We start from the raw sequence: 22,652 nt of genomic DNA, 5'->3' as shown, positions 1-22,652 counted from the left end.
ATGGATTGGTTGTTAGTTATCACTTTATTTCTTGCGTTTTTCTACCTTGGTCTCACAATCGCGCTCAGTCTTTTTCCCGCGCCCTCTGCGCTGGCGGAATCGTCAAAATTACGCGTGGCCGTTTTAATCGCCATGCGTAACGAGGAAAATTTTATCGGCGATTGCCTGGCCGCCCTTGAAAAGCAAACTTACCCCGCTGGTCTTTACGATGTTTTTGTGCTGAACGACGGCTCAACCGACCATTCCCCGATGATTGCCAGACAATTTGCCCACCGGAATGCCAATTTTCATCTAATCGAAATTAAAGATCACTACGCCGGCTTGCGGGGTAAAATGAATGTCCTGGCGCAGGGATTGCAAAAGATTGACCATCCGCTCGTTTTGATTACCGATGCCGATTGCGTGGTTTCCCAAACCTGGATTGAGCGTATGACGCGTTATTTTTCGCCTGAGGTGGGAATGGTCGGAGGCTTTACCAGCCTGTTTCCTTTTGGGAAGCTGATGATCACGCAACCCGAACATTCTTTTTTTGCGCGCATTCAGGCATTGGACTGGGCCTACCTGCAAGCAATGGCCGCTCTGAACAGCAACGCCGGCAAACCCATCAGTATTCTGGGCAATAATTTTGCCTTTCGTCTGGAAGCCTATCGGCAGGTGGGCGGATTTGAGCGGATCGGTTTTTCGGTTACCGAAGATTTTGCCCTGATGGAAGCCATCCGCAAACAAACGCAGTGGAAGATCATTCACACCATTGATCCACTGAATGCTGTTTACAGCCATCCTCTGCCCGATTTTAAAAGTTTTTTTCAGCAACGACTGCGCTGGATCGCCGGCGGTAAAAAGATGCGCCCCTGGGGTTATTTTGTTACTCTCTTCTCCGCGGTAACGCACCTAACGACGTTAATCGCGCTGTTTTTTAATTTCACATATTGGGCGGTGTGGCTTGCCCCGACATTTTTAATGGCAGCCGATTTTTTTGTGCTGTTTGCCGCTTTAAAAAAATTGAATCTGCGTCAATTGCTTAAATATTTTCCGGGCTTTGAAATGTTCTACTTTTTTTACCTGATCGTGTTCAGTGTGTTAAGCGCCGCGCCGCTTAAGGTGGAGTGGAAAGGACGCCGCCATTCATAAGCACTTTAATTTCTGGAAAGCCCTGATTACTTCCATACCGCTTACTTTTTTTTCCGGCCTGAACCTTTTACTCTGTTCCGGGACCATTAAACGGTAAATACTAAGCTCGCGGATGGCCTTCCACAAAGGCGTATTCAATGGCACATCAGGGTAATCCACTCGCTTTTCCCTCATCGCCCTTAAATTAAGTTGGTCGGCCGCCAGCAAACGCTGTAACACAATGGCTAATTCTCCCCGCGTAACATAGTCTCTGGGGTAAAAACGACCATCAGGAAAAGCCCACATAATATGCCAGCCTAAAACTTTACGAATGGCAGAGGCCTCCTTTTTGTCCGTGGGTAAATCCCGAATGGCCTGAAAGGAAATAGGCGGATCGTATTCCCACAAACTTAAAGGAACATCGCCTGCTGGTGGACACCATTCAGCAATAATCTCTGCCAGTTCGGCGCGGCTAACGGCCTTTTTAAAAATTAAATGGCTAAATTCGGAAGGGAGCGTATTAATAATTTGCTCTATCTCCTGCGGTAAAATGGCCAGCTTTTCCACTCCGCCGTTACTCGCCAGATGCGCACCGAATTTAGTAATCAGCTCCCGGGCTTCCGTCCATCGTCGCAAACGGATCAAATTGCGTAGCTTTAGTGCGGCAATCTCTACACGCAAAGAGTCCAGCCTAAGTTGCTCTACTCTATCTTCTATTCTTTTAAGTTGCGAAAGGCTCTTTTGATATTCGCCCTGTTTAAATTTTAAACGCGCTCTTGTTAAATAGGCAGGCAACCAGCCGCTTTGTGTTTCTGGAATTTGATTCAGCCAGTTTTCCGCCCGAGCAAGATCGTTTTTTTGTAAGGCCAGTTGCGCTAAACCATCTAAGGCGGGCGCATAGCCGGGTTTTATATCCAGCGCCTTACGGAACTCTATTTCGGCTTGAACCCATTCCTCCTGCTGTAAAAAACGCTGGCCGGTTAAATAATGGCTTTGTGCGTCATCTAAATGGCCATTTAAAGATTCACGGGAAAGATGACTACAGGAAGTGATAATTGAGACTAAGAAGAGAATGAAAATCTGTTTTAATTTCATAAAGTACTCATTTTGCAGGGCAAGTTTAAAGACACAAAACTGATTATAAAAAAGAGCGGGAGACGGGAGTCGAACCCGCGACGTCCAGCTTGGGAAGCTGGCATTCTGGCCACTGAATTACTCCCGCTTTTCAAAAGACAAATTTAGATCATTTATCTTTTTCTGTCAAGAATTTTATCATTTAACCCTGAATGTCCCCCAAATTTTTAAGTTTACAATATTTTTTCTAAGATCATTTTTACAACTCACCCCCTAATCTCATAATTGCTACCACGTTAGGTATGCTCTTGTCCCCCTCTCTTCGTCGAAGACTCACAGAGCAAGGCGGGGGATTAAGGGGGTGAGTTTTTCATACATTCAGCTAATGTATTCCCTTAAATATCAATCTATTATAAGGTCTTTGTTTGAAATTTTGGGGGACATTCAGTTTTATTATTAAACCGGACGTACACGCGCCGGCAATCCGTGCACGCCCGGCATTTTTCTGCAGGGGGAGCTATGGCAAATGGTTCAGGTTAATAAAAGCGTTACAACGCGTCAACGGTCAATTTTTCCTGGATGATTTTTCGCGCTTTTTCCACTTCTTCCTTAATCTGTTCGACAGGTTTGTCCTGAATCATGGCCACTTCTTCATAGGAAAAATCGTTCATTTGCGTCAGGGTAAAAGCCTGCCGTAAATCCTCCGGTAGTTCTTCCAGTATTTCCTGTAAACTCAGTTTTAATTCTTCCTGCTCTTCGGGCCATTTTACGCCCGGCAAAATGTCCTCCATGCGCAGGCTTTCATCTGGCTGGTAGTATTCAAAGAAATTCTCTTCATCTATTTCATAAACTTCTTTTTCCAGAGAAAGCGGGCGCTTATGTTCTCCTTTTATTTTTTGATCGATGATTTTTATGATCTCTTTGTATAGTTTGCGGCGCGCTTCCCTTTTGTTGAACTGGGTGCCGATTTCCGATCCCACATTGGCAATGGCTTCATCAATGATCTCTTTAACCAGGGCGCCAGAAGGATCGTTTTCTTTAAAAAGATCGCGCGCCAGCAGTTCTCTTCTTGTAAAGTTGATTAGTTTATGCAAAATGCTTTGGATTAAATCGCTGTAAACGCTTTTTACGCCTTCATCCAATTGCAGGGGCGAAACACTGGTCTTAGCCGATTCGGCAAATCGCTTTCTGCGATACTCCGGTTCGCGGCGCAAAAATTCTTTGTATTTTTTAACCTCTCTGAATAAGGCTTTAAACGCTTCATTAGCCGATGCCTGCAGCGTATTCCCGCTTTTCTTTGCCTTTAAAACCTTACTCCGCAAATCAAGTTTTAAATAGGTGGTGTAGATTCTGTTTTTTTCATCGGCTTGCAGGTCGATCTTTAAAAAACAAAGATCCGGGTTAAAATTTTTAAGAAGCGTTTCCAGTTTCTTTGTCTTCTGCTCCAACTGCTCCTCAAACGTCTCGCTCAGCGTTTCAATGTTCCTTTTAACCACTTCCAGCTTCATGATCAGGTCCTCCTGTAACTATTTTTTGTATCGATTCTCATTTTTATAGATTCACATTTTAAATATTTGTGACAGCGCTCTTGCCATTTTCTGAATTTAACCTGCCCTCAATGGCCTCCGGCATTGGCTCTGACAGTTGATATGCGGTTATCCTCTTCACACGGCTTTGTTAATTTGTTTTTTTAATGCCATTGTGCCTTTAACCTCCATGCATCTTTTTTTCAATGATCGTCATCGGCCGACCAATTATGAGAATATTATTTTCCCCGCCTAAAAGCATCAATTTTATTGACTTATTCCAAATAGATTGATATATTCCTATAATTAATTCCATTCTACGGGGAGGCAAAAATGTACCTGAGATATTTTTCGTTACTTTTCTTAATTTTTTCCTTTTTACTTTTCAGTTGTGCAGGCTCTCGCAAAAATCAGGATGCGGAGTATCAAATTGATGATTCTCAACAACAGGACCTGACGGATATTGAAAAACTATTAGGCATCGAAACGACCACCGAAACGCCTAAGAAAAAGCAAAAACCGAAGGAACAGCTGAACCTGCTCGATGAAAGCGATATTGCCAATCCGGATCAATCCATGGCCGCAGCAGCTACCAGAGCCGATAGTAAAGAAATCGAAAATTACAAAAAGCGTATCCAGAGTTTACAACGGCAGCTCAAAGATAAAGATCGGTTGATTCAACAACTGAAAGATCAGTTAGCCCAACAGAGCTTAAAAATCGAACAACTGCAGCAGAAAAAGGGTAAAGGCCAACTTTACGTTCCCTCTGTTAGCAGCTCGGCCGCAGCCGCCGGCAGCGGTGATTATGAAGCGACCTATCAACAGGCCCGCCAGGCGTTTGAAGCGCGGGATTATCAGTCGGCGCTTTCTTTGTTTCAAACTCTGCTGAGCCAGAATGCCAATCATCCGCTGGCCGATAATGCGCAATACTGGATTGGCGAATGCCACTACGCCCTGCGCCAGTACGACGCAGCCATACTGGATTTTCAGAAGGTCTTCACCTTTCCCAATTCCAATAAAGCGCCAGACGCCCAGTTTAAACTGGTACTGTGCTATTTAAAGAAGGGGGATATGGAAAAAGCCAGAGAAGAGTATGAACGCCTGAGGACGGATTATCCGGATAGCCCTTATGTGGACCGTGCGACGGAGATCCTTTCCAGATATTAGTAATGAGCGAAAAATAGAGATTGTTTTTAAAATTTGCTAAGCCCTTTCCTTAAGAGTGAAAGGGCTTTTTTTTTAAGCGGGGAGGAATTGGTCGGAAGGGGGAACCGTTTTAACGGTTTAGCCATTCTGCGTGCCGGTATTGAGATCGCAGGAAAGACAAAAAACGTGCGAAAGGGAAAAAAGCCGCCATACGTGAAAGAAATACTACCAATGTAAAACGTCAGACACAGCGCATCAACGGGCGGTAATCGGCCGGATATTTTCAACATTCCATCTCGTTTTGCGGGGACGAGAGAGACGCCATTGGCGGGGCTGTCTCAAAAGCGAAATTAAATGTATATTTATTTAAATTCATGGTATATCTTACATTAGCCCTCACCCCCTGTCCCCCTCTCCCGAAAATCGGGGAGAGGGGGAATTAAAGGGGGTGAGGTAAAGAAAAAATTTATAAAAATACATTATCTTTGACTTTTGGGACAGCCCCAGCGCCTCCTCATTTTTTTCAATTACTACCACGCAGCGAAAGGCAAAGACATCCCAATTTGTCAGGATTCCACATCTACTAACATCTACAATAATAATCCATGAGTTCGCTCTATAAACCATGAATTGTCATTTCGAACGAAGAGAGAAATCTTTTAACCCCAGTAAAAACAATTAATCTTTCAAAAGATTTTTTTGCGCGGCGGCGCTGTCCTCTCCCTGGCGCTAAACTTTACATTTCGCAGAGCTCTATTTCAAATCACCCTTATTGAATGGCTGACCGTATAAAATAAAAACAGCAGGGCTCATCCACTCTGACCAGCCCTGCTGTTTTTTGGTGGGGTTCTATGATAATTAATGATTCAATATTGCCTCTATGCGCTCCATCGGATAAGACTTCTCGTACAAATCAAGAATCATTTGTAAGCGACGCACGCCGTAACGCGTAAATTTGTAATTATGTTTCTGGGCAGGAAAAACCAACCCCATGCGGATAAAACGCTTAACGACCTCCGGACTCACGCCTAACTGTTGTGCAACCTCTGTAAGTTCGTACAATTCAGCCTGCATTTTTAACCTCCTTGCTATTCCTCTAATAACAAGGTCGGATTGTGCGTTTAATTCTTTAATTTCATCCAGACGCCTTTAACCTTTTGATTCTAAACCACTAACCGCAGACAACAACTCGACCGCTTTTTTGGCCCTTTCTTTTTTGCTTTAAATCACATGCAAATGTCTAATCCATTTGCTTACGTAAAAAAGCCGGAATTTCCAGATTTTCCGGATCGCTCTCTATATCTTCCTCGCCTAAATAGAACAGATTGGGCTGCGGTACATTTAAAAACTCTCTTTTACCTTTTTGGCCTTTGCGCTTAAAAGCCGGTTTGTCATATTCTTTTAAATCCGTCGATTCCCGAATATCGATTTCTTCTTTATCCGCTTCTTCCATTGGGAGTTCATCTTCAATTTCTTCTTCTTTAGGCGTGTGCAAAATCTCAGCCTGCTTCGCTTCGTGATTAAAACCGGTAGCAATAACCGTTACACGAAGCTCTTCGGTCAAATTCTCATCGATCACCATACCGAAAATGACGTTCGCCTCGTTGCCAACCGCTTCTTGAATAACAGTGGAAGCCTCGCCCACTTCGTGCATGGACATGGTCGGACCGCCGGTTACATTAATCAAAACGCCGCGCGCGCCCGAAATTTCCACACCATCCAGCAAGGGACTGCTAATGGCCTGTTCTGCCGCAATAATGGCGCGATTTTCGCCCATACCAACCCCGGTCCCCATCAAAGCGTCGCCCATGCCCTGCATGATGGTTCGGATGTCTGCAAAATCCAGATTGATGTAGCCATGAACATTGATCAGGTCCGAAATACTACGCGTGGCTTCCAGCAGTATGGAGTCCACCGCTTTAAAAGCCGCCACCACAGACGTATTTCGCTCAATAATAGAAAACAGGCGATCGTTCTGGATTACAATAATCGTATCCACTCGTTCCCGCAATGCTTCTAAACCCTTTTCCGCATTACGTTTGCGGAACGGCCCTTCAAAGGTAAAGGGCATGGTAACAATCGCCACCGTTAATGCGCCTAAATCTTTGGCAATCTCGGCCACAATCGGAGCGGCGCCCGTACCCGTTCCACCGCCTAACCCGCAGGTAACGAACACCATGTCCGCCCCGTTGATGATTTCGATGACGCGTTCTTTGTCTTCCATTATTGCCCGCAAACCGATCTCCGGATTAGAACCGGCTCCCAGACCTTTGGTCAGATTTTTACCGATTTGCACGCGCATTGAAGCCTGACTCTTCTCCAGATCCTGAGCGTCGGTATTAATTACCACAAATTCGACGCCCTGAAGACCGGCCTCAATCATGCCGTTGATGGCATTGCCGCCTGCGCCGCCCACGCCAATCACTTTAATTTTGGCGCCCTGGGTTTCCGATGCATCAAATTGAATCATTTTTTATCTCCCCTTCAAATAAAATTTTCTTATTAACCAAACATATCTTCTACCATTTTTTTAACTCTGATCAATAGATCAGACCAAATTCTTCCGCCGCCTCCCTGATCGCCATGCTTAATGGCATAATAAAGCAAACCCACACCGGTGGCGTAAACCGGACTGCGCACCGTTTCTACCAGTCCTCCGTAAACGCGCGGGATTCCAACTTCCACCGGCATGCCAAAAACACGCTGCGCCAGTTCCTTGGTCCCTTCGATAAGCGAAGCGCCGCCGGTTAAAACAACACCGGCGCCTAATGAATCGAACGCCTCCGAACGCTCCATGTACTTTAAAGCCAGTTGAAAGATCTCCTCCATGCGCGGCTCAACAATGGCCGCCACCACGCTACGCGAAATTTCCCGCGGCAAGCGACCGGCCACGCCCGGCACGCTGATCAATTCATCTCGCTGCAGCATGGATTGCATGGCAAGACCGTACTTCTTCTTGATCTCTTCCGCCTGCTCTTTGGATGTCCTTAAGCCCTGTGCCAGATCGTTGGTAACCTGCTCGCCGCCAATGCCCAGAACTTTGGTGAAGCGAATGGCGCCGTCAAAGAAAATGGCAATATCGGTGGTGCCTCCTCCAATATCAATGATGGCCACTCCCAAATCCCGCTCATCGTCGTGCAAAACAGAAAGACTGGAAGCGTAAGGCTCAAGCACAATATTATTTCCAACCTCATAACCGGCTTCTTCGATGCAGTTTATGATGTTCTTAATCGCCGTAATCGCTCCGGTGATGATGTGCACTTCCGCTTCCAGAAGCGTGCCTGCAAAGCCCACCGGATTTTTAATTCCGTCCTGATTGTCCACCGTAAACTCCTGAGGCAGCACATGAAGAATTTTCCGATCTTTAGGCAGAGAAATATTCTGGGCTGCATCCAGGACGCGACCAACGTCTCTTTTAGTGATGATTTTATCTTTTCCGCTCACCGCAATTACGCCCTTGCTGTTTAACGAACGAATGTGATCGCCCGCAATACCCGCAAAAACGCGCGTAATCCGATGCCCGCTGGTTAGTTCCGCCTGCTGAACAGCCTGCTTAATCGAATTGACCGTTTTTTCAATATTGACCACCACGCCCCTGCGCAGCCCGTGCGATGGATGAGTCCCCACTCCCACAACATTTAAATTTCCTTCCTCATCCAGCTTACCCACAATGGCCGCAATTTTGGTCGTGCCAATATCAAGACCGCAAATAATGTCGTTTTTTTCCATAATCTATCTCCCTGGAGCTATAAATTTTATCCCTGTTTCTTCTTGTTTTTCAAAACCAGGCGGTCCTCAAAACGCAAATCAATATATTCGATATCCGCCAGTTGATCCCAGTTTAAATAGTTTTCAATGTAAAGATTTAAAACATACAATTCGCTCTGATAGTCCTCATAATTGCAACGCACTTTTGCGCCGCCGCGAATCAATGAAATCTGCAGCACCTTCTCATCGCTCAAATCAACGGCCGCAATCATTGACCAGAGCGGAGACTTCATGAATTGCACATACTGCAAAACTTCGATCGCCTTTAACAATTTTTGCGAAGTCGTTCTTTGGCCAACCTTTCCTATTTTTGCCTCCAAGCCGTTTATTACGGGCAGGTTCCAGGTGTAACCCTTGATTTTAGGAAACGGCAAAAGAACGCCTTCATTATCCACCAGCAACAGTTCTTTCTGCAAAACAAAAGCGATGGGCCGCCGCTCCTGCACGCTGATGTGTAAGGTGGAAGGCAAACTGTACACGGCCGACGCCGTTTTAATAAAAGGCGAACGCAGCATCTTCTGGGCAATTTCCGCCGGCTTAACCGTCAGAAATTTCTCCCCTTCCTTTACGCCGCACAAGTTTAAAACTTGCTGGCGCGTTAAAATGACATTTCCATGAATTTTAATATTCTTCAACTGAAACGTGGAAATCCGACTGGTTAAATACGATTCAACCTGCCGGTTTACATAAGCCAGAGCAGACAAACTCAGGATCACCCCCAGGTAAATCAGCGTATTCCGCAATGTGTGTTTCTTTTTACGTCTTGCCATGTCACACTCTGTTATGTTTTTACTTTTTTTCCATCAACAGTCGGGCAAATTTTTGCGCCGTGTAATGGATATCGCCGGCTCCTAAAAACAAAATCATATCGTTTGCTTGAACCAGCTGCTCTAAAAAGTTTAATAAGGCCTCTTCCTGTGCAATGTAGCGGGCTTTATCGCCAACTTGATTGGCAATCAACGCGCCGCTTATCCCGGCGATAGGCGCTTCCCTTGCCGGATAAATTTTACTGACGATCACCACATCGGCCGCATTTAAAGCCTGCGCGAATTCACGGTAAAAATCCCTCGTTCTGGAAAAGAGGTGCGGCTGAAAAACCGCGATCAATCGTTTGTTCCAGCCATCGCGCGCAGCCTGCAAAGTAACGGCCACTTCCGTGGGGTGGTGTGCGTAATCGTCCACTACTAAAATCCCGTCTTTTTCAGCCAGCACGTCAAAACGCCGTTCCACTCCCTTGAACTCCGCCAGCGCCTTCACCATTACAGAAATTTCAATTTCCAGCTCCAAACCGGCAACCAGGGCGGCCAGCGCGTTCAACACATTGTGTTTGCCCGGCACATTCAGCGTCAACTCTGCCAGACGCTCCCCGCGATGGTAAACTTCGAAGCGCGTTTGACCGGCGCGTTCTTCTAAAACGCAGGCTCTAAAATCCGCCTCCGCTCCAAAACCGTAAGTTAAAACCTCTGGCTGAATCTGCGGGATTAATTCCTTCAAATTTTCGTCTTCCGCACAAACGATGACCAGGCCGTCAAAACTAACCTGATTGGCAAATTTAACAAATGTACGACGTAAATCGTCCAGGTCTTCATAAATGTCCAGATGATCCGCCTCCAGGCTGGTAAGCAGCGCCATGCGCGGGAAAAGCGTTAAAAACGAACGATCGTATTCGTCCGCCTCGGTCACCATAAAATGGCTTTTCCCCAGACGGGCATTGGTCATCAAATTGTGTAAACGGCCGCCAACCACAATGGTCGGATCCAGCCCGCCGGTTATCATTATCTGACCGATCATGGACGTGGTGGTGGTTTTGCCGTGCGTGCCAGCCACCGCCAGGCCGAAATGACGATTGAAAAGCTGGCCCAGCAACTGCGCGCGTTTTAATTGAGGAATTCCCTTTTCGCGGGCGGCCCGCAGCTCGGGATTGTCCTGCGGAACCGCAGAACTGTAAATCAAAAAATCAACGTCATCCGCCACGTTAGCGTAATGATGACCGCGAAAAACCCTGGCGCCCCTTTGCTCAAGATATTCGGTAATCTCCGTCCATTCCCGATCAGAGCCGCTCACCGCATGGCCCATGTCCAGCAGAATTTCAGCCAGACCGCTCATACCAATACCGCCAATACCCACAAAATGAAATCTCTTTTTGCGCTTAAACACGCTCACAAGCCTTCTCCAAAATTTACGCCACGCTCCTTCAACAACTGTTCGATCAAAGATAAAATTTGATCGATGCTGTCCTGTTTGTGCAACCGTTCCATGGCTTTTGCCATTTCTTTTAATTTATTTTGATCTTCAATCAACGCCGGCAGCAGGTCCATCAGTTTTTGCGGTAGTTTTTCATCGTCTTTCAGCACTACGGCAGCCCCTTTTTGGGCTACAGCCTGCGCATTTTTAAATTGATGATCGCCTGCGGCAAAAGGAAAAGGAACGAGCACCGCCGGACAGCCCATGGCCATTAATTCCGATAGGGTCATGGCTCCGGCGCGGCAAACCATTAAATCCGCCGCTTGATAAACGGTAGCCATTTCGTCGATGAACGGCCGCACCGCCACCTGGCGTAATTTTTCTCGTTTAACTTCCGCCTTCCAGCGTTCAAAATGCTGCCGACCGGTTTGCCACAGCCACTGAACTTTTTGCGGCAGCAACCCGCTTTTTAGCGCAGCCATAACCGCCCGATTCATGCTTTCAGCGCCCTGGCTTCCGCCAATTACCGCCACCAATGGTAAATCGGCTAAAAATCCCAGCGCTTTTTTGGCTTCTTCTTTAGAAGTAAAGCGTTTTTGCATCTTAATCGGATTGCCGGTGACCACCGCATGGACGCCATCCGGCAGATGTTCCAGCGCCTCTTCATAGGCCAGAAAAAGGAGATTGGCTTCTCTGGCCAGCAGACGCGTGGTCACACCGGGATAACTGTTCTGTTCCTGAATGACGATCGGTACGCCCATCTTTTTTGCCGTGCGCAAAACCGGGCCCATCACGTAACCGCCAGTGCCCAGCGCCAGATGCGGACGAAAGGCGCGTAAGGCCTTTTTGCTTAACGCCATACTGCGCAGCAGGTTGATCGGGAACAGTAAATTTTTCAACGTCATTCGCCGCTGGAACCCCCGCACCGGCAAAAGCGTCAGGGCGTATCCTTTTTGCGGCAGGATACTGCTCTCAATTCCACGCGCTGTCCCAAAAAACAACAACTGCGCCTGCCAGCGCTCTTCCATGGCCTGTCCCAGGTTGAGCGCAGGGAAAAAATGTCCGCCTGTTCCGCCGCCAGCAATAGCCACGCGTATTTTTTCTTTCATCACTCCGCCGTTAAAATAACATGATTGATATCCGTGCGTTTCTCAACGCGACTCATCCAGGAACGCTCTTTTCCCGAAAAGCGGGAAATATTCAACAAAATGCCCATGGCGATAGAAAGAAAAACCAGGTTAGAGCCTCCATAACTAAAAAAAGGCATGGGCAAGCCGGTGGTCGGCAATAACGCGCTGACCACACCGGCATTGATAAATGCGTAAAGCACAATATTTATGGTAATGCCCGTCGCCAGATACATGGAAAACTTATCCGGCGAATGTCGGGCTATGATAATTCCCTTGTAAAAAATCAGTAAAAAAGCCAGTAAAATTAATGAAACGCCCAAAAAGCCGAATTCTTCGCCCAGAATGGAAAAGATAAAATCAGTGTGCGAATCGGGCAAAAACATAAACTTCTGTTTGCTTTGCCCCAGGCCCTGCCCCCAAAAGCCCCCATTGCCAATGCCGATCAGAGATTGCTTTAACTGATAGGGCGCGTTGGCCGGATTTTGCAAGGCCTGCCACCAGCCGGCAATCCGCTCCCACTGGTAGGGATTGCGTCTGACAACAAACACCAGCACCGGAATGGCCGGCAGAGCCACGGCCAGTAAATGCTTTAAAGGCATGGGGCTCAAAAAAAGAAGCGTGCCCACAATGAGTAATATCATGATGGACGAGCTCAAATCCGGCTGAGCTACAATCAATAAAACGCTTAAGCCGACAATCACCGCCACGGGCAGCAGTCCCTTTTTAACATTGTGCAGCTGCCGTTCGCGATGGGCCAGAAAATAGCTCACATAAATAATCAGGCTCAATTTGGCCAGCTCCGTTGGCTGAAAACGCATTACTTTAAAATCGTACCAGCGCGTGGCGCCATTCACGTTTTTACCGAATACAAACAATCCGCCCAGAAGCAGAATGCTGCCAAACACAAAAAATAGCGGACGGCTGTTGCGGTTAAACCAGCGATAATCAATTTTGGAAAAGACCATCATCAAAAAGAACGACATAAAGCCCCATAAAACCTGTTTCTGAAAGAAATAGGTCATGGAACCAAAACGGAATTTACCAACCATGGAGCTGGCGCTAAAGACCACCACCATTCCACTAAACAACAAAAATGTGGCCACGCCGGCCAGAACATAATCTACCTTCGGTCGCTTCATTTTACTCCAAACGCCTCACGATTTCTTTAAATTGCCGACCTCTGTCTTCAAAATCCTTAAACATATCAAAACTGGCGCAGGCCGGCGAAAGCAAGACCACATCGCCTGCTTTTGCCAGTTCGTATGCCTTTTGCACCGCTTCTTCCAGCGTCTTTTCTGCGTAAAGCGGCTTAATGCCCTGCCAGGCTTTTTGCATCTTTTCCGTTGCCGCGCCAATCAAAATAACGGCTTTCACCTTTCCGGCGATTTGCTCGTTTAATTTACTAAAATCGCTGCCCTTGTCCTTTCCGCCGGCAATCAAGATAATGGGCTGCTTAAAACTTTGCAGAGCGTAGTAGAGCGATTCCACCGTGGTTGCTTTGGAGTCGTTAATAAAACGCACGCCGTTCAACTCACGTACAAATTCCAATCGATGTTCCACGCCCGTAAACGATTTTAAAACCGCTTTGATGTCCACTTCGCTCACCCCGGCGTATCGCGCTGCCAGAATTGCCGCCATGGCGTTCATGTAGTTGTGAACGCCCTTCAGCCCCATCTCATCGACGTTGATAAAGGGTTGACCTTCCAGATAGATGATCCCCTTTTTAAAATAAATTTCCTCCCGTTCATCGCCATCGATGTGAAAGCCGCTTTTCAGGCAGCTCAGGCGCGGCAGACGCTTTAAAATTTCAGGATCGGCGGCATTGTAAATAAAGCGGTCGTCCGGTTGCAAATTTTTAGTAATGCGCCATTTGGCTTCCATGTACTCTTCATAACTGGCGTAGCGATCGAGATGATTGGGCGCATAATTAAGCAGCACTGCCTGATCAGGATGAAACTGATCGATGGTTTCCAGTTGAAAGCTGGAAACTTCCACCACGCCCCAGGCGTCGTTCGTGCTCTGATCCGCAAAATCCGAAAAGGGCTGTCCGATGTTTCCGGCCACAACAGCCTGCGGGTAACGGCGCCTTAACATTTCGCCGATTAAGGTGGTGGTGGTGGTTTTGCCATTGGAGCCGGTCACGGCAATCAGACGTCCCTCATAAAACCAGGAGGCCACTTCAATTTCCGAAAGGACCGGAATATTGCGTTTTAACACTTCCTGTACCACTTCTGAGGCGACGGGAATGCCCGGACTGAGCACACAAAAATCTGCTTCAAACACACGAGGGGAATGTTGACCGAATTCGTGATCGATCTGTTCTCGCGTTAAAAATTCCAGTGCATCCTGCTTTTGACGGGCAGGCGCCCGATCGCTCACAAAAACATGCGTCCCTTTATTTTTCAGCAAACGCGCCGCAGCCAGTCCGCTGCGCGCCGCCCCTAAAACGGAAACTTTTTTACCTTTAACGTTTTGTAGATCTTTCACAACCTGCCTCGTTACTGCGTTTTAAAAGTACTTAAACTTAACAAAGCCAGCAAAATGCCAACAATCCAGAAACGGATAACGACTTTAGTTTCGTGCCAGCCTTTTAATTCAAAATGATGGTGAATGGGCGCCATTTTGAAGACGCGCTTCCCCTGGCCGTAGCGTTTTCGTGTATATTTGAAATAGCTGGTTTGAATGATTACCGACAGGGCTTCGGCAATAAAAACCCCGGCAATGAGCAAAAGGAGCAATTCTTTTTTAAGAAGAATGGCCGCAGCGCCCATGGCCGTTCCCAGAGCCAGCGAACCCGTATCGCCCATAAAAATTTCGGCGGGGTACGCGTTAAACCACAAAAACCCCATGGCCGCGCCAAACACGGCCATGCAAAAAATAGCCAGTTCTTCCGTGCCGGGCAGGTAAATAATATTCAGATAATCGGCAAATTTAACATTGCTCGTCACGTAAGCCATGCCTGCCAGAGCAATAAAGGCAATGGCCGAAAGGCCGGTCGCCAGTCCATCCAGGCCGTCGGTCAGATTAACCGCATTGGACGAGCCCGTCAAAACGAAAATGATGAACAAAATGTAAAACCAGCCGAAGTCGATTTCCAGATTCTTGAAAAAGGGCACGCTGGTATTGGAATGGAGCCCATCGAAAAAGGGATGGAAATAGATAACCAGCCCCAGTAAAAGTCCCACGCTTATCTGGCCCAGAAGCTTGTACCTTCCGATCAACCCCTTTTTGATTTTCATGATCGATTTCAAATAGTCGTCCAGGAATCCCACCAGGCCCATGACCAGGGTCGTTAAAAAGATGAGCAGCAGGTACAAATTAAACACATCGGCCCATAGCAGAACGGCGATCACAATAGAAAAGAGAATAATCAGACCGCCCATGGTGGGGGTGCCGCGTTTAACCTGATGCGACTGCGGTCCCTCGATGCGGATTTCTTCGCCGATCTGATATTTCTTGAGCAACCGGATGACCTTAGGTCCGATCCACCAGCTCAACACCAGGGCGGTAATGGCCGCCAGGGCCGCCCGCACCGTAATGTAGCGGAATACATTAAAACCGATAAAATAATCTGTAAACTGATATAAAAATTTTGCTAACATACCACGCTCTTCAATTAAATAAATTCCAGAACTTTTTCCATTTGCATGCCTCGCGATCCTTTAAGAAAGATCAGCGAGTTTGAGGCAGCCATGTTTTTCAATTCTTTTGCCAGCTCCCGATGACTGTTAAAGCTTTTAATTTTTTCCGCATTTAAGGATTTAGCGGCTTCGGTCATTAGTTCTCCCATTATCAGAATAGCCAGCGGATTTAACTGCAGAGCCTCATGCAAAACGTCTTTGTGCATTTGTAAAGCCTGATCGCCCAGCTCGAACATGTCGCCTAAAACAAGAATCAATCCGCCGCCTTTTTCCATTTGTTGCAACGCCTGAAACGCCACCGCCATAGATTCCGGATTGGCGTTGTAGGCATCGTTAATAATGCGCAAGCCGCCATGCTGTAAAACCTGCATACGTTTGTCAAAAGCGGTGTAGCTCTGCAAGCGGTCTTTGATCTCCGCTTCAGACAGTCCGTAAAAAAGAGCTACAGCGCTGGCTGCCAGTGCGTTTTGCACATTGTGTTTACCAGGAACGCGCAGTTGAATTTTGACCTTTTCATTCAGCTCGAAACGAACATTGCCATTGGGATCAACCGAAATAATACGCGCACGCACATCCGCTTTTTCCTTCAGCCCGTAAGTAATTCGTACCAGATCAGTTCGCTGGTAACCGGCAATGTGCGGATCATCGGCGTTCACAAAAATGGTTTTGCCGGGCGCCATCTGGTCAAACAGGCTCAGTTTTTCCCGGGCAATGGCATCCATCGTTTTAAAGAATTCCAGATGCGCCGTTCCAAGATTGGTGATTAAAGCCGCATCGGGTTGCGTAATTCTGGCCAGGAGCTCGATTTCTCCAGGATGGTTGGTACCCATTTCGATCACGGCAAAGTCGAAAGAATTGTTCAATTCCAGCAGGGTCAGCGGACAGCCGATGTGATTATTCAAATTGCCGCTGGTTTTGTGCACCGTTTGTTTTCCCTGCAGCAGATGGGCGATCAGCTCCTTGGTCGAAGTTTTGCCGTTAGAGCCGGTCAGTCCAATGACTGTTCCGTTAAATCTTTGCCGATTTAAATGGGCAAATTGCTGCAGGGCTTTTAAGGTATCGGGCACCACCACCTGCGGGAAGGGGCGCGGCATTTCTACCGCACGCTGAACCACCGCACACAAGGCGCCGCTTAAAGCCACGGCCGGCACAAAGTCATGGGCATCGTAGCGTTCGCCAATCAACACCCAAAAAACGTCATTGGGGCCAATTTTCCTGGAATCGGTGTTAATCCGTCTCAAAAACGGATTTTGAGCGAACAAATTTTCGCAGTGCACAAATTGTACGTTCTCCAGCTCTTTAAAGTCACTGAATCTCAGCTCACTCACCGTCGGAAGCCTCCTTTAAAATGGCTACCTCGTCAAAGGGATGCTTGACGCCATTGACATCCTGATACATTTCATGACCTTTTCCGGCGATTAAAATGACATCTCCCGCCTGAGCCTGGTGAACCGCTTGAAAAATGGCCTGTTTTCGATCGACAATCACCTGGCATTTTTCCTTCTTTTCGATGCCCGTTAAAATGTCGTCAATAATTTTTTGCGGGTCTTCGGTGCGCGGATTGTCCGAAGTAACGATCACCACATCGGCCTGCTTTTCTGCGGCCGCCCCCATCAAGGGCCGTTTGCCGCAATCGCGGTCGCCGCCGGCGCCAAAGACGACGATCAGCCGGCCGCTGGTTAAGGGACGCAGACTTTGCAGCGCCTTTTCCAGCGAGTCGGGCGTATGGGCATAGTCAATAACGGCCAGCACGCCGGGCTTAACTTCATACGGCTCCAGACGGCCGGGCACTCGATCCAGCTTTTCGATGCCGCGTTTAATGGCATCGAGATTCAATCCCAATGCCAGGCCGCTCCCCACGGCCGCCATGATATTTTGCACATTAAAATGCCCCCTCAATCCGGAATGAATTTCCAGCGGCCCAAAAGGCGTTTGTAACTTTAAATAAATGCCATTGATGTCTAATCGCTCTGCCAGCACATAAACATCGGAACGCCGGTCATATCCAAACGTAATAACCGCCTGCTCGATGCGGTCAATGGCCTTTTTCACATAAGGATCATCGAAATTAATAACCGCCGTTCCCCGGGGATGGAGCAGGGTAAACAGCCTCATTTTGGCTTCGAAATAGTTCTCCATCGTTTTGTGAAAATCGAGATGATCGCGCGAAAGATTGGTAAACACGCCTGCTTTAAACTTTAACCCGTCAACTCGATTCAGCGCCAGGGCATGAGACGAAACTTCCAGCACACAGGCTTCAAAATTTTGTTGTGCCAGCTCATAGAGCATGCGGCATATGTCCACCGATTCTGGGGTCGTGTTCCAGGCGTCGATTTTTTGCCCGCCGATCAAATACTGAATGGTGCCAATGACGCCGGCCGGTTTGCCCGCCTCGTTCAAAATAGATTGCACCAGGTAGCTGGTGGTCGTTTTTCCGTTGGTACCGGTAATGCCAATTAGGGTAAGGCGATCGATTTCCGGGCGATAAAAATTAGCGGCCACAAGAGGTAAAAGTTCTCGCGTATTGTTTACCTCCAGTTGCGGAATATCCACTCCGCTTACTCTTTCCTCAACTAATGCGCAACAGGCTCCCTTTTCGGCGGCCATTTTAAGGAACTGGTGTCCGTCGGTCTGAAAACCGCGAATGGCCACGAACAAATTTCCCACTTGAACTTTGCGGGAGTCATATTGCACGCCGCTTACCTGCAAACGCGCCATTTCATCGGGCAAATCAACGCTCAGGCCGTTTAGCAATTTCTTCAAGGTTATTTCACGTTTCGTATTCAATTAAAGTTCTCCGTTAATTACTTCAGGTTCCTATGTCTTCAACCAACCGACTCAAATATGGTTTAAAAAACATTCTCTTTTTTAAGAAAATGTCTTTTGTTTTTTTCTGCCCTGCTCTTAAATTTTCATCCTGTCGGGTCATCTATTTTTCCTTTTACGGACTGATGCAGGTTAATACAAGATTAGCCTGTTTTTTGACGACCGTTCCCGGTTTAATGTTTTGTTTGTAAATAATGCCGGTGGGGTCGCCTTTAATTTTCAGGTTTATTTTGCTTAAGTCCAGCAAACTCAATGCTTCGCGCAGGGTCAGGCCGCTTAATCGCGGAATGGTTGCCCCCGTAGTGAAATGATCGCCTAATTCCAGGGTCCATTCATCATCTTTAACTGAAGAACGCAAAACATAAGCGCCCTCTCCCTGTAAGCGGTAGTCCAGGTCTTTGCTTTCCAACAGACGAATGGCTGATTGAGCGTCGAGCCCGGCCAGGTCAGGCAGGGAGGCGTTTTTTTGAACCAGCAAAAAATCGTCATCATTCTTTACTTCGTGTGGGATGCTGGTATCCAGATTTAAGATTCGGCTCAGGATATTCTGAAATATGGGCGCGGCCACCTGTCCGCCGTAAAAAAAGGTTTTGGGCTCATCAACGACCACCACACAAACATACTTTGGCTGCTCAAGCGGAGCAAAGCCGGCAAACGAGGCAATATACTTATTGTGATAGTATCCGCCGTTGGGATTAATCTTTCGAGCCGTACCTGTTTTACCGCCCAGCTTTACGCCCCTGATTCTGGCCTGCGTGCCGGTGCCTTCTTCCACCACGGCTTCTAAAAATTTTTTAACCTTTTTACTCACCGTTTCCGAAATCACGCGACGAATCATCTTCGGCTGATGTTCTTCCAGTATTTTTCCTTCAGGCGAGGTTATTTTCCAGATGGCATAAGGGCGGTAGAGCTTTCCGCCGTTAACCAGCGCTGAATATGCAGCCGCTAACTGAAGGGTTGTAACGCTGATTCCGTAACCAATGGAAAGCGACGCTCTGGTAATTGCCGACCATGTTCTGGGTTGTTCCAGAATACCTTTGGCCTCGCTCATTAAGTCGATGCCTGTTTCGCTGCCAAAACCAAAACTCTTTAAGAACCGAAACATGGTGTTGGGCGGCAGGTCCTCCGTTAATTTAATCATTCCGATATTGGAAGAATGGCTTACCACCTTTTTAAAGGTCATCCAGCCGTGCGGTTTAGAATCCGTAAAAACCGATCTGTAATAGGAGAATCGGCCGTTTTCGCAATACACCAGGTCTTGCGGTTTTTTTAATTTAGTTTGTAATAAAATGGCCGCCACAAAACTTTTAATGGTCGAACCGGGCTCAAACAGATCGGAGACGGCTCGATTTCGCTTATTGTACGGCGGATATTTCTCCTGCCGATTGGGATCAAAGGACGGATAGTTGGCCATGGCTAACACACGTCCGGTTTGCGGATCCATAACCACGCACATTCCCGCGCGGGCTCTGGCTTTTTCTACGCCTTTGCGCAATTCCTGCTCCACCACGGTTTGAATGTTTTTGTCGATTGTCAGGTAGATGTTGTTGCCGTCCCGGGGAGATTTAATCTGAAACTCCGGATTGTAGAACAAACGTCCGCCGGGCGAATATTGCAAAATGGCCTGTCCATCTTCTCCGCGCAGCATACGATCGTATTGCAACTCAAGGCCGCCGATTCCACGGTCATCCGGATCGGTAAAACCGATTAGCTGCGCGGCATATTCACCGTAGAGATAGCTTCTTCTGAAAACGGGAATTTTAATCACGCCCGGATCTTTAAGTTTCAGAATGGGGGCGATTTCTTCTTCAGTGCGTTTCCTGGCCAAAAAGACAAAACGCCCTTTTTGATTCAATTTTTTTCTGAATTCGCTTTCTTTTTCATGAAATAAGCGTGAACATAATTCGGCAATGCGTTTTTTATTTTTGACCAGTTTGGGATCGGCTGCCAGGTCGTAATGAATGGTATTGGTTACCAGTCGGTTACCCGCCCGGTCATAAATAATGCCGCGCTGAGCGTGCAGCTTGATCTTCCGGTAATACTGGTTTTTGGCCATGGACTCAAAGTTGTCATGCAAATGCACCTGTAAGCGGAAAAAGTTGGCCATTAAAGCCAACCAGAAGATCGTTACCCCTATAATCAAAATATACCATCTGTATCTCATGGATCACCAAAATGGTTATTATTTAATACCGGCCACCTGATAATCTCTTTTTACATGGCCCTGTTTTTGCGCAAACTCTTTTTTCAGATGTTCCACTTTACTAAATTTTTCCAGCCGAATGGTAAACGAAGGTTCTGGATCGGTGGTTAATCCCAACTTTTGCTCGGCAATTTTGCTGATGCGATCAATATTTTTTAAACGGTTCACCTGTGTAAGCATTTTTTCGCGCTCGCTCAACAGACGATCGCGTTCAACCTCTAACAAACGGACTTCGCGCATCAACAAATCGACCTGGAAATGGATCATCAATTTGAGTCCAAGCATCATTACCAGGCTGAACATCAAAAGCATGCCAAAAAACCAGTTTTTTACATTTGTTTTTATTTGCCTGCTCATTGTTTTTCTCCTACTCTCATTTTTGCACTTCTTGCTCTTGGATTTTGAGCGACTTCTCGCTCATCGGGCGTTATGAGCCTGGGTTTTAGTTGTTTAAGGGTCGGCTTTCGCCCGCAAACGCAAACGGGTAATTCCGGCGGGCATGTACATGGATTTTCCTGTTCGCGTAAAAAGTTTTTTACGATACGGTCTTCCAGTGAGTGGTAACTAATGACCACCAACCGTCCTCCTGGCTCCAAATGTTTAACCGCCATTGCCAATGCCTTTGTCAACAGGTCCAATTCCTGATTCACTTCAATACGCAGGGCCTGAAAGATTCTGGCATACGATTTTTTCGCAAATCTGGCCGGGACACAACGATCGATCAGCTCTACCAATTGCCCACTAGTTTTAATGGCTGCCTTTTCCCGCGCCTGGACGATATTTCTGGCGATACAGGAGGCGCGCGCTTCTTCGCCATAGGTTCTGAAAATTTTCGCCAGCGCCCGGTAGCTGTAGGTGTTCAGCACATCCTGTGCCGTTAACGTCTGATTATGGGGATCCATACGCATATCCAGCGGAACATCGCTGCGAAAGGTAAATCCACGCTTTTCTTCGTCTACCTGATGACTTGAAATTCCCAGATCAAGCAAAACGCCGTTTAGTTTTTCCACCTGTGCTTTTTGCATTGCCGATTCCATTTCGGTAAAAACCCCATGATAAAAAACTACATTTTTAAATTGAGCCAACCGCTTTAGACTAAAGGCAATGGCATCCGCGTCCCGATCCATGCCAATATAAAGGGCCTGCGCCTCGAGCCGTTTGAGGATTTGCTCCGCATGCCCTCCGCCGCCAAGCGTACCGTCTAAGTAAATGCCCTTCCGGTCTGTGATCAGGTAGCGACAGACCTGCTCCCACAGAACCGGCACATGGTACTGGTGATCATTCACTGTTGTCAAAAATACTGCTTTTTTGTTGCATCAAACGAGCCAGCTCGGTTAAACTTTTACCGGAGCGGTGCTCTTCATATACCTTAGGATTCCAGATCTCAAATTTTTCTAAAGTACCAATAAGCAACATTTCCCTGTCTTCCTTATTGATACCGGCCATGCTTAAAATGCGATCGGGAATCATTACACGTCCCTGTCCATCCATGGTTGCATAGTGAGCTACCCCGACAAATTGACGAACAAACTCGCGGGCATCATCATCAAGCGGGTTTAAAGCGCGAAGTTTTTTGGTGAGCTTTTGCCATTCATTTAAGGGATAGGCGTAAACGTTTTTCATTTCAAACCCGGGCACGAACACAATGGTGTTCTGCGCTTCAGGCAGAAACATTTTACGAATGCCAGAAGGAATGCTCACGCGATTTTTGTTGTCTAATTGACAGGTAAACTCACCTGCAAAATCCTGCAAAACCATTTGCCACCATTTCTTTGGGATATTTCACCACTTTGTGCAATTTTCAGGTAATTTCCTCCACAATGATAACATTATTTCGGTCAAAAAGCAAGATTATTTAGCTTTTTTTTGCAGATTTTTTTAGATGGTTGGATGGTTGAATGGTTGGATGGGGGGACAAACGTTACGATGGTACGTAAAAAACCGTTGAAACGGTTTCCTTCGCGTCCATACGGCAGCGGTGAAAGGGAAACTCCGTATATTTGCACTGCGCATGTTGTTAGACCAGGCCCGTCCCTGCAGCCCG

General features: G+C 47.1%; 19 protein-coding genes and 1 tRNA gene. 2 read left to right on the top strand and 18 right to left on the bottom strand.

The features are described from left to right. Positions 1–1,131, top strand: a complete 1,131-nt coding sequence (locus Cabys_RS05530) for a glycosyltransferase (protein WP_006929181.1) — start codon at positions 1–3, stop codon at positions 1,129–1,131. Here the strand turns inward: Cabys_RS05530 and Cabys_RS05525 are convergent. The 3 genes from Cabys_RS05525 to Cabys_RS05515 form a co-directional block, all read right to left on the bottom strand. After that, positions 1,126–2,205, bottom strand: a complete 1,080-nt coding sequence (locus Cabys_RS05525) for a tetratricopeptide repeat protein (protein WP_006929180.1) — start codon at positions 2,203–2,205, stop codon at positions 1,126–1,128. The genes Cabys_RS05530 and Cabys_RS05525 overlap by 6 nt on opposite strands. A 54-nt stretch (positions 2,206–2,259) precedes the next feature. After that, a tRNA-Gly gene (locus Cabys_RS05520) sits at positions 2,260–2,332 on the bottom strand. A gap of 400 nt (positions 2,333–2,732) precedes the next feature. After that, positions 2,733–3,692 (bottom strand): sigma factor-like helix-turn-helix DNA-binding protein, encoded by a 960-nt coding sequence (locus tag Cabys_RS05515; protein ID WP_006929179.1) that lies wholly within the window; start codon positions 3,690–3,692, stop codon positions 2,733–2,735. Between the two features lie 351 nt (positions 3,693–4,043). Between Cabys_RS05515 and ybgF the strand changes: the two genes are divergently transcribed. After that, positions 4,044–4,877, top strand: coding sequence for a tol-pal system protein YbgF (gene ybgF / locus Cabys_RS05510; protein WP_006929178.1), 834 nt, complete (start codon positions 4,044–4,046; stop codon positions 4,875–4,877). A gap of 837 nt (positions 4,878–5,714) precedes the next feature. Here ybgF and Cabys_RS05500 read toward each other — a convergent pair. The 15 genes from Cabys_RS05500 to mraZ all read right to left on the bottom strand — a co-directional run bounded on the left by Cabys_RS05500 (position 5,715) and on the right by mraZ (position 22,366). Continuing rightward, complete coding sequence (locus Cabys_RS05500) at positions 5,715–5,930, bottom strand: MerR family transcriptional regulator (RefSeq protein ID WP_006929177.1); 216 nt, start codon at positions 5,928–5,930, stop codon at positions 5,715–5,717. Between the two features lie 166 nt (positions 5,931–6,096). Continuing rightward, positions 6,097–7,326, bottom strand: a complete 1,230-nt coding sequence (gene ftsZ, locus Cabys_RS05495) for a cell division protein FtsZ (protein ID WP_006929176.1) — start codon at positions 7,324–7,326, stop codon at positions 6,097–6,099. Positions 7,327–7,358: 32 nt separating this feature from the next. Continuing rightward, positions 7,359–8,585 (bottom strand): cell division protein FtsA, encoded by a 1,227-nt coding sequence (gene ftsA / locus Cabys_RS05490; RefSeq protein ID WP_006929175.1) that lies wholly within the window; start codon positions 8,583–8,585, stop codon positions 7,359–7,361. Between the two features lie 26 nt (positions 8,586–8,611). Further along, positions 8,612–9,394: a cell division protein FtsQ/DivIB gene (locus tag Cabys_RS05485; protein ID WP_006929173.1), complete on the bottom strand. Its 783-nt coding sequence runs from the start codon at positions 9,392–9,394 to the stop codon at positions 8,612–8,614. Positions 9,395–9,413: 19 nt separating this feature from the next. After that, a complete protein-coding gene (murC, locus tag Cabys_RS05480; RefSeq protein ID WP_006929171.1) occupies positions 9,414–10,787 on the bottom strand; it encodes a UDP-N-acetylmuramate--L-alanine ligase in 1,374 nt (457 codons plus the stop codon). Continuing rightward, entirely contained in the window at positions 10,784–11,917 is a 1,134-nt protein-coding gene (gene murG, locus Cabys_RS05475) for an undecaprenyldiphospho-muramoylpentapeptide beta-N-acetylglucosaminyltransferase (protein ID WP_006929170.1), read from the bottom strand. Before murG ends, murC begins: the two co-directional genes overlap by 4 nt. Next, positions 11,917–13,077, bottom strand: a complete 1,161-nt coding sequence (gene ftsW / locus Cabys_RS05470) for a putative lipid II flippase FtsW (RefSeq protein WP_006929169.1) — start codon at positions 13,075–13,077, stop codon at positions 11,917–11,919. The genes murG and ftsW overlap by 1 nt, the downstream gene beginning before the upstream one ends. A gap of 1 nt (position 13,078) precedes the next feature. After that, the gene (gene murD, locus Cabys_RS05465) at positions 13,079–14,425 is read right to left on the bottom strand and encodes a UDP-N-acetylmuramoyl-L-alanine--D-glutamate ligase (protein WP_006929168.1); all 1,347 of its coding nucleotides are present in this window, start codon (positions 14,423–14,425) and stop codon (positions 13,079–13,081) included. A gap of 11 nt (positions 14,426–14,436) precedes the next feature. Then, entirely contained in the window at positions 14,437–15,540 is a 1,104-nt protein-coding gene (gene mraY / locus Cabys_RS05460; RefSeq protein WP_006929167.1) for a phospho-N-acetylmuramoyl-pentapeptide-transferase, read from the bottom strand. Positions 15,541–15,554: 14 nt separating this feature from the next. Beyond that, entirely contained in the window at positions 15,555–16,907 is a 1,353-nt protein-coding gene (locus Cabys_RS05455; protein ID WP_006929166.1) for a UDP-N-acetylmuramoyl-tripeptide--D-alanyl-D-alanine ligase, read from the bottom strand. Beyond that, positions 16,900–18,366: a UDP-N-acetylmuramoyl-L-alanyl-D-glutamate--2,6-diaminopimelate ligase gene (locus Cabys_RS05450; protein WP_006929165.1), complete on the bottom strand. Its 1,467-nt coding sequence runs from the start codon at positions 18,364–18,366 to the stop codon at positions 16,900–16,902. The genes Cabys_RS05455 and Cabys_RS05450 overlap by 8 nt, the downstream gene beginning before the upstream one ends. Before the next feature lie 154 nt (positions 18,367–18,520). Next, positions 18,521–20,569, bottom strand: coding sequence for a penicillin-binding protein (locus tag Cabys_RS05445; RefSeq protein WP_006929164.1), 2,049 nt, complete (start codon positions 20,567–20,569; stop codon positions 18,521–18,523). Between the two features lie 18 nt (positions 20,570–20,587). Then, positions 20,588–20,965 (bottom strand): hypothetical protein, encoded by a 378-nt coding sequence (locus Cabys_RS05440; protein WP_006929163.1) that lies wholly within the window; start codon positions 20,963–20,965, stop codon positions 20,588–20,590. After that, positions 20,962–21,894, bottom strand: coding sequence for a 16S rRNA (cytosine(1402)-N(4))-methyltransferase RsmH (gene rsmH / locus Cabys_RS05435; protein ID WP_071777840.1), 933 nt, complete (start codon positions 21,892–21,894; stop codon positions 20,962–20,964). Before rsmH ends, Cabys_RS05440 begins: the two co-directional genes overlap by 4 nt. After that, a complete protein-coding gene (gene mraZ / locus Cabys_RS05430) occupies positions 21,887–22,366 on the bottom strand; it encodes a division/cell wall cluster transcriptional repressor MraZ (protein ID WP_006929161.1) in 480 nt (159 codons plus the stop codon). The genes rsmH and mraZ overlap by 8 nt, the downstream gene beginning before the upstream one ends. Between the last annotated feature and the right edge of the window lie 286 nt (positions 22,367–22,652).

Source organism: Caldithrix abyssi DSM 13497, assembly GCF_001886815.1.
GTDB classification, from domain to species: Bacteria; Calditrichota; Calditrichia; order Calditrichales; family Calditrichaceae; genus Caldithrix; species Caldithrix abyssi.
The sequence above is the reverse complement of the archived record's forward strand: the minus strand, read 5'-3'. Positions and strand labels throughout refer to the sequence as shown.